This window comes from Candidatus Effluviviaceae Genus V sp. (assembly GCA_014728125.1).
GTDB lineage: Bacteria > Joyebacterota > Joyebacteria > Joyebacterales > Joyebacteraceae > WJMD01.
Genome location: WJMD01000020.1, coordinates 1 through 7,830 on the forward strand (window position 1 = coordinate 1; position 7,830 = coordinate 7,830).

The 7,830-nt window shown below is 64.9% G+C and carries 8 protein-coding genes, 1 tRNA gene and 1 pseudogene; all 10 read left to right on the top strand.

Annotation, left to right across the window (positions count from 1 at the left end):
* On the top strand, positions 1–1,695 hold a 1,695-nt coding region (locus GF405_01175), incomplete at its 5' end, for a class I tRNA ligase family protein (GenBank protein ID MBD3366768.1).
* A gap of 43 nt (positions 1,696–1,738) precedes the next feature.
* Positions 1,739–2,122: a TraR/DksA family transcriptional regulator gene (locus GF405_01180; protein ID MBD3366769.1), complete on the top strand. Its 384-nt coding sequence runs from the start codon at positions 1,739–1,741 to the stop codon at positions 2,120–2,122.
* Entirely contained in the window at positions 2,103–2,675 is a 573-nt protein-coding gene (gene lspA, locus GF405_01185) for a signal peptidase II (protein ID MBD3366770.1), read from the top strand. The genes GF405_01180 and lspA overlap by 20 nt, the downstream gene beginning before the upstream one ends.
* A pseudogene (locus tag GF405_01190) lies at positions 2,665–3,621 on the top strand (RluA family pseudouridine synthase). Before lspA ends, GF405_01190 begins: the two are co-directional and overlap by 11 nt.
* Before the next feature lie 449 nt (positions 3,622–4,070).
* Positions 4,071–5,168, top strand: a complete 1,098-nt coding sequence (gene mltG / locus GF405_01195) for an endolytic transglycosylase MltG (GenBank protein ID MBD3366771.1) — start codon at positions 4,071–4,073, stop codon at positions 5,166–5,168.
* Positions 5,169–5,376: 208 nt separating this feature from the next.
* The gene (locus GF405_01200; protein ID MBD3366772.1) at positions 5,377–5,583 is read left to right on the top strand and encodes a hypothetical protein; all 207 of its coding nucleotides are present in this window, start codon (positions 5,377–5,379) and stop codon (positions 5,581–5,583) included.
* A tRNA-Val gene (locus GF405_01205) sits at positions 5,574–5,650 on the top strand. Before GF405_01200 ends, GF405_01205 begins: the two co-directional genes overlap by 10 nt.
* A gap of 172 nt (positions 5,651–5,822) precedes the next feature.
* A complete protein-coding gene (locus GF405_01210; GenBank protein MBD3366773.1) occupies positions 5,823–6,398 on the top strand; it encodes a hypothetical protein in 576 nt (191 codons plus the stop codon).
* Positions 6,399–6,847: 449 nt separating this feature from the next.
* Positions 6,848–7,405 carry a hypothetical protein gene (locus tag GF405_01215; protein ID MBD3366774.1) on the top strand — a complete coding sequence of 186 codons (558 nt, stop codon included), beginning with the start codon at positions 6,848–6,850 and terminating at the stop codon, positions 7,403–7,405.
* Between the two features lie 214 nt (positions 7,406–7,619).
* Positions 7,620–7,830: hypothetical protein (locus GF405_01220; protein ID MBD3366775.1), on the top strand; the 211-nt coding region annotated here is incomplete at its 3' end.

Genomic DNA, 7,830 nt, shown 5'->3' on the forward strand with positions numbered 1-7,830 from the left:
GCCGTCGAGGGGATGACGGGCGAGCTCGACCTCCACAAGCCGTTCGTCGACGGCGTCGTCCTCTCGTGCTCCGAGTGCGACGGCGTCATGCGCCGCACGCCCGAGGTCATCGACTGCTGGTTCGATACCGGCTCGATGCCGTACGCGCAGTGGCACTATCCGTTCGAGAACGAGGACCTCTTCGACGCGCACTTCCCGGCCGACTTCATCGCCGAGGGCGTCGACCAGACGCGCGGCTGGTTCTACTCGCTTCTGGCCATTTCGACGATGATCTCCGGCACCTCCTCGTTCAAACGCTGCGTCGTCAACGACATGGTTCTCGACGCCGAGGGCAAGAAGATGTCGAAGTCGGTCGGCAACGTCGCCGACTCGTTCGAGATCATGGCGACGGTCGGGGCCGACGCGCTCAGGTGGTACATGATGTCGTCGAGCCCGCCTTGGCTCCCGAAGAAGTTCGACGAGGCCGGGGTCCGCGAGGCCGCGAGCAAGGTGATCGACACCCTCCGGAACACCTACGGCTTCTTCGCGCTCTACGCGAACATCGACGGGTTCGAGCCTGAGGCGCACGCGGTCGAGCGCGCCGAGCGACCGCTGGTCGACCGCTGGATGATCTCGCGGCTCAACTCGACCGTCGAAGCGACGGCGCGCGCCATGGAGTCGTACGACCTGACGAAGGCGGCCCGAACGCTTCAGACCTTCATCCTCGAGGACGTCTCGAACTGGTATGTCCGTCTCTCCAGACCGCGCTTCTGGAAGGGCGAGATGGACGTTGAGAAGCGCTCGGCGTTCTCCACGCTCTTCGAGGTGCTGGTGACGGCGTCGCAGGCGATGGCGCCGTTCGCCCCGTTTCTCTCAGAGGCTGTGCACACGCGTCTCACGGAGACCGACGGAGATGCGACGAGCGTCCACCTCGTCTCCTATCCTCAGGCCGACGAGGCCGCCGCCGATCGGGAACTCGAGAGCGCGATGGAGACGGCGCGGAGGATCGTGGCGCTCGGCCGCGCGGCGCGCAACAGCGCGTCGATCAAGGTGCGCCAGCCGCTCTCCCGGCTGCTCGTGGCGGGCGTCTCGGAGAAGCAGCGGGCCGGTGTTGCGCAACTCGAGCAGCTCGTACTCTCGGAGCTCAACGTCAAGTCGCTCGAGTGGTCCGAGGCCGAGGACCTTTCGAGCCTCTCTGCCGCTCCGGTTTTTCCGGCGCTCGGACCGAAGCACGGGAAGAGCGTCAACGCGGTCGCCGAGGCGATCCGCGGCCTCGGGTCGGAGTCCGCTGGGAAACTGGCGGCCGGAGAGAGCGTCGAAACACAGGTGGACGGAAGCGCGATTGTCGTCGAGCCGTCGGACGTCACGATAGAAACGGGTGCCAGGCCCGGACTGGCGGTTGAGACGGACCAGACCATGACCGTCGCGCTCGACACTGAGATGACCGAGGAACTCCGCGACGAGGGTTTCGCGCGCGAGTTCATCAACAAGGTGCAGTTCATGAGAAAGGACGCGGGGTTCGAGGTTGTCGACCACATCCGCGTCTGGTACGAGACGTCGCCGAGGCTCACGTCGGCGCTCGAGAAGCACGCCGAGAGGATCAGCAGGGAGACACTGGCAGACGCCTTCGAGGAAGGCAAGGAGACGGGCGAGCTCGAGCGGGAATGGGATGTGAACGGGGAGAAGGCCCGGATCGCCGTCGCGCGCGTGAAGTAGACGCGCCGCAGGCGGGCTCAGGCTCGGACCGCGGAGGATCTCAATGAAGAAGAGAGACCTGGACCACTTCGAGAAGCGGCTCATCGAGGAACGCATCAAGCTCCTCAAGGAGCTTGGCTACTACGAGGACAAGATCTTCAACAGTTCCCAGCGCGAGTCCGCCGGGGACCTGTCCGCGTACTCGGTGCACATGGCCGACCAGGCGAGCGACGCGGAGGAACGCGAGCGCGCTTATCACATGGCGTCCTCAGAGGGCCGTCTGCTGTACCACATCGACGAGGCCCTCAGGAGGATCCGTGAGGGCGAGTACGGCGAATGCACCGGCTGCGGGAAGAGGATCAAGAAGGCCCGGCTCGAGGTCGTACCGCACGCCCGCCTCTGCATTGAGTGTAAGAAGGCAGAGGAAGATGGAACGCTCCACGACTAGATGCGCCGGCGGCCCAGCCGCCAACCTCAGGCTCTTCGCGACCGCCCTCATTATCGTCGTCTCCGACCAGATGGTGAAGAGGGTGGTCGTGGACGTTCTGGGCATGGGGGAGATCCGAAACGTCTGGGGTACCTTCCTCCGTCTGACCCGCACTGAGAACACGGGTGCGGCCTTCGGCATCTTCCGGGGGCAGAGCACATGGTTCATCGTCATCTCGGCGCTGGCAGCGGCCGCGATCATCTTCTTCCGCCGCGAGATCGCGCGGATGCAGGCGATGCACCAGCTGGCGTTCGGGCTTATCCTCGGCGGCGCGCTCGGGAACCTCATCGATCGCGTCCGCATCGGTGCCGTGATCGACTACCTCGACATCGGGGTCGGGACGACACGCTGGCCCGCCTTCAACATCGCCGACAGCGCCATCACGATCGGCGTCGTACTGCTCGCCGTACACCTCGTCTTCATGTCCGGGAAGGAACCCGACGGGGCATCGACTGACGCTCACGAGTCTCCGGAGAGGATGTCGGGGAACGGTGAGGCCGACGATGTCGCATGAGGAGATCACGCTTGTCGTTTCAGAGGAGGAGGACGGCGAGCGCATCGATCACTTCCTGGGATCGAACGCCCCCGAGCTCTCGCGGACGCGCGCCAAGTCGATCATTGAGGACGGTCTCGTCACGGTGAACGGACGGCGCGTCAAGCCGAGCACCCGCATCTATCCAGGTGACGTCATCCATGCCTCTGTCCCCGAGCTGGAGAAGCTCAGGGCCCGCCCGGAGTCGATCCCGCTTGAGATCCTGCACGAGGACGACGACATCATCGTCGTCAACAAGGGGCCCGGCATGGTCGTCCATCCGGCGCCCGGCACGCCGGGCGGCACGCTCGTGAACGCGCTGATGGGACGGGACGCGGCGCTGTCGAGCGTAGGAGATGATCTGAGACCTGGCATCGTCCACCGACTCGACCGCGACACCTCGGGCGTCATCGTCGTTGCGAAGAACGACCTGGCGCACCGGAGGCTGTCGGCCGCGTTCGAAGAGCGTCGTGTCAGCAAGCTCTACCTGGCGCTCGTCTGGGGAAACCCCGGTGCGGAAGGGGGGACCATCGATGAGCCGATCGACAGGCACCCGCGCGACAGGAAGCGAATGGCCGTCGTGCCCGGAGGGCGTGACGCTGTCACGAGGTGGAGGGTACGTGAGCGGTTCTCCTTCGCGTCGCTCGTAGAGGCCGGCCCCGAGACCGGCAGGACACACCAGATCAGGGTTCACATGATGCACATGCGGAACCCGATCATCGGGGACCCCACCTACGGCGGCGTCAAGCGGTCGTTCGGGGACGTCGCGCCCGACCACCGACACCACGCACAGCGGGTCAACGGGATCGCGACCCGACATGCGCTCCATGCGCGCCGGATCACGTTCGATCACCCGGGCACCGGCATGCGCGTCGACATCGCGGCGCCGCTGCCGGACGATTTCGCCGACGTCCTCGACGCACTGCGCCATCCCGGCGGTCGCGACGGACGCGTCATCGGAGTCGACCCCGGCGACGCCCGCATCGGCCTGTCGATGTCGGACGAGGGCCGACAGATCGCCCGTCCGATGGGCGCGCTCGAACATCTTACCGACCAGGAGGCCGCCCGGCGGCTGGCGATGCTCGCGATGGAGGAGGGCGCCGACACGATCGTCGTCGGGCACCCGATCAGAATGGACGGAAGCCGTGGGCCGAGGGCCGCCAGAGCGGAGGAGCTGGCCGTCGAGTTCGAGGACGCGACGCGTGCGAGGGTGGTTCTGCGGGACGAGCGGCTTTCGAGCGCCGAGGCGGAGCGGATGATGAGGGAACGCGGCGAGCGCGCACGCGGCAGGAAGTCGAGAGTGGACGAGCTGGCGGCTTCGATCATCCTCCAGGGATATCTTGACGAGGAGTCGCGGCTCCGTCAGGAGGCTGGCTGATGGTCCTGAAGCGGCGCAGCAGAGATGAGCTGCCTCCGGAACCTGCGCGCCGGGGACCGCACTGGTTCCTGAAGGAGCTCATTATCGTCGCGATCGTCGGTGGACTGCTTCTCGGCGCGTTCGCGGGGACGCTGGCGCTGGTGTCGCTCCGCGATCTCGGCGGCCGCGTGATGGTCGAGGTGCCTGAAGGGGCTTCGCTTCGTCAGACGGCACGGTCCCTCCACGAGCAGGGCATCGTGGGGCACCCGGCGCTCTTCGCCCTTGTCGGGAGGGCGCTCGGATACGCGGACGAGATCCAGGCCGGGACATACGAGTTCGGGCCCTCGACCTCGGACCTCAGGGTGCTGCTGGCGGTTCGACACGGCGATGTGGCCGGAAGGACGGTCACCGTGCCCGAGGGGTTCCGCGCCGCGCAGATCGCGGCGCTCATGGAGTCGAGCCTCGGGATCGACCGTGCTGAGTTCACGGACCATGTCCACGACCCGGAGCTCATCACCGAGCTCGGCATCACCGCACCCTCTCTCGAAGGCTATCTTCATCCCGACACCTACCGCTTCAACGTGGATGCCGCCGCGCTCGACATCATCCGGAGAATGGTCGAGGAGACGCACGAGTTCCTCGACGACCGCCGGCTGGCCCGTGCGGACTCCCTGGACATGAGCGTTCGCGAGGTGCTGACGCTCGCCTCCATCATCGAGGCGGAGGCGCTCTACGACCTGGAGCGACCGAGGATCTCCGCCGTCTACCACAATCGTCTCGAGAGAGGCTGGAGACTCGAGGCCGACCCGACGGTGCGCTACGCCATCGGGCGTTTCCGGCGCCGTCTCTACTACGGCGACCTCGATGTCGATTCTCCGTACAACACCTATCGGAACAAGGGACTCCCGCCGGGCCCGATCTGCAGTCCGGGCAAGGCGTCAATCGACGCGGCGCTCTATCCGATCGAGGGGAGCGACGAGTTCTTCTTCGTGGCCGACCGTGACGGCACGCACCGGTTCAGCAGGACGTTCGAGGAGCACGTGCTCGCTCGCAAGATGATCCAGCTCGAGAGGGAGCGCGCGGCGCAGGAGCCCGAGCCGTCGTCGAGCGCGGACTGACCGGCGAGGTGCCCCACCCACGCGTCGAGCCAGGAGCGTGATTCAGTGCCGCTGGGCAGGGAAGCCCTATGGAGTGGGGCTTTCGAGACCATGCCGGGCGAGTTTTGTCTTGACACTGGTCGGGGGGCGGTGCTAGCTTCCAGCATCGGGTGGAATCGGGAAGGAACGGAACTCGGGGCCGGCGTTGACCGTCGGCCGTCAGGTGATTATGCTCAGTAGAGAGAGCATCATAGCGTTCGCCTGCGGCGCCGCACTGATCGGCATCGGATTCGAGCGACTCGCAGCCGGCTCGATGACGCTGGCGCCGTTTCTTCTGGTGCTGGGCTATTGCGCAGCCATCCCCGTCGCCATCATGCTGGGCGGAGGGAAGAACCGGGAGGCCGCACGAGAGCCCGCCGGCGAGTCGGGCGAATAGCTCAGCTGGTTAGAGCACCTGCCTTACAAGCAGGGGGCCACAGGTTCGAGTCCTGTTTCGCCCACCAGTTCTTCGGTGTCGGACGCGCGGAGCGCGCGGAGTGACTCGCGAGCAGCTCGGAGGGGCCCTGGGCGGAGGAGGTGGCATTCCGACAGAAGAGCTTCAACGATTCCGATGAGACAAGACAGGCAATTATCGGAGGCGGGCGTTCCGCGCCCGCTGGAGAGAGAGGTGGAATGATGCGGGTCGTGTATGCAGCGTTGATCGTGGTCGTCGTGGCGGGCTTCGCATGGGCCGACGAGAATCCCAACGGGCGCGTCTTCGTGACGGCTGATCCGGACTCTCACGTCTCCCAGATCGACGTTCCTGCCGGCGTGCCGTTCAACATATACCTCGTGGTTGACTGCATCGACACCGGCCTTCGCGGCGTGGCCGTCACGATGCTCCACGACATCCCCGGCTTCCCGGCCGGCGTGCCGGTGTACCTGAACGACGGTACTCAGACTGTCGGTGGTTTCAACGACCCCGCTGGGTGGGCGATCGCCTGGGCCGACTGCGAGTATCCTGACCCGGCGACGGGGATGCTCCCGGTCGTCGAGATCCCGTACTTCGCGAGCGGTCCCGGTTCGGTGACGCTGAGCGCGCACCCGACCGACGGGAAGATCACGCTCGACTGCGGGTACCTGGAGGATCCGTACTGCATCCTTCAGAACCTCGGTGTCGGGGAGGCGCCGCCGGCCGGCGACGCCGAATGCACCTGCGACAACCCTGTGGAAGCGAGCACGTGGGGCGGCATCAAGGCGCTCTACCAGTAGCATGCTCCGGGGAGAGCCCGGCCTTGACGCTGGAAGATCCCTGCGACGAGCGGTGAGCGGCGCTCATGTTTCGCCGTCGAATCCACGGAATGCCCGGACCTCATCAAGCCCGCCCGTTACAGGGCGGGCTTGATAGTACCCGCCGCATCGTGGCGAGGGAACGGTGCGGTTCTTGCAAGAGGCGATGGGCGTGGTTCCCTCGGAAGGACGGGCATTCGTGCGTACTGTGGCTCCCGGCGGTCGGTGGTCTGTGGACCACATTGTGCTTGCATAAATGTCCAAAGCTATGCTATACTGCTTGATGCTGGTGAGTGAAACCGAGGATAGTAGCCCGATATGACATGAGAAAGGAGGTACCGCGCGAGCACGAGTTCTGCCGGCGCAGCCAAGGCCGGCGTTAGCCGCAATCCCAGGTACACGCAGTGTTCCATAGTAGGAGGTGACAAATGATGAGAGTCCTTGCTGGTGTCCTGGTGGTGATGCTGGCTGTTGCCGCGACAGCGGTTGCCGGCATTCCCGATCCGGACCTGTCGAGTGTTGGTCTCGACACGCCTCTGGGCATGGTCTCATGCCCTCTCGGTGACGGACCTGCCTACCAGTACATCACTGTGACCGCAAGACGTGCGGACAATTCGCCGATCGAGGGCGTTCCGGCATCCAGCTTCTTCTTCAACGTCACGGGCGGCGACGTCACGGTCACTGAAGTCGATGCTGAGACGGACTTGAATGGTGAGATCAGGTTCGAGATGGTCGCGGACGAGACGATCATCAAGCTCGATCCGGACTTCCTGACCATTCAGTGCCAGATCTACACGGTTGTCCTCAACGACAGCGACCAGATTGAGGTCAACTCGTTCGACATCGACGCAAGCGGCGGCGTCGGACTGGCCGACCTGGCGTTCTTCGCCAGTGACTACGGCACGTCGCAGAAGAGAAGTGACTTCGACTGGAGTGGCGCAGTGGGTCTTGCCGACCTGGCGTTTTTCGCGACTCACTACGGCCACTAGTAGAACGCTGCGCGGGTCGTTTGGGTTGTCGTTGGCGCGTGTGCGTCTTCGCTCTATTTCCCGACTCAGGATATAAGAGACAAGAAGGGCAACGAGTCAGCCGACGACCGAGGGAGACCTTCCAACAACCGGGAGCAACGGGTTCCCGATGTTCGTATGGTTCTGTTGGTTGTCGTTTGTGAAGTGGACCCGCAGTGAATGAGGAGAAGAACAGATGAAGACGATTGTTGCTTGCCTGATGGCGGTCGTTCTGGTTGTCCCGGCCTTCGCCGACGACAATCCGGACGGGCGCGTGTTCGTGTCCGGCGCCATTGACAGCAACGTCGATCAGATCGACGTTCCTGCCGGCGTGCCGTTCAACATGTATCTCGCGGTCGACTGCCTCGATGACGGTCTTCGTGGCGTGGCCGTCACGATGCTCCACA

Bases quoted from the DNA above. Each gene is read 5' to 3' on its own strand.
- GF405_01180 (MBD3366769.1), top strand. From the start codon at position 1,739: ATGAAGAAGAGAGACCTGGACCACTTCGAGAAGCGGCTCATCGAGGAA.
- lspA (MBD3366770.1), top strand. From the start codon at position 2,103: ATGGAACGCTCCACGACTAGATGCGCCGGCGGCCCAGCCGCCAACCTC.
- mltG (MBD3366771.1), top strand. From the start codon at position 4,071: ATGGTCCTGAAGCGGCGCAGCAGAGATGAGCTGCCTCCGGAACCTGCG.
- GF405_01215 (MBD3366774.1), top strand. From the start codon at position 6,848: ATGAGAGTCCTTGCTGGTGTCCTGGTGGTGATGCTGGCTGTTGCCGCG.
- GF405_01210 (MBD3366773.1), top strand. From the start codon at position 5,823: ATGCGGGTCGTGTATGCAGCGTTGATCGTGGTCGTCGTGGCGGGCTTC.
- GF405_01200 (MBD3366772.1), top strand. From the start codon at position 5,377: ATGCTCAGTAGAGAGAGCATCATAGCGTTCGCCTGCGGCGCCGCACTG.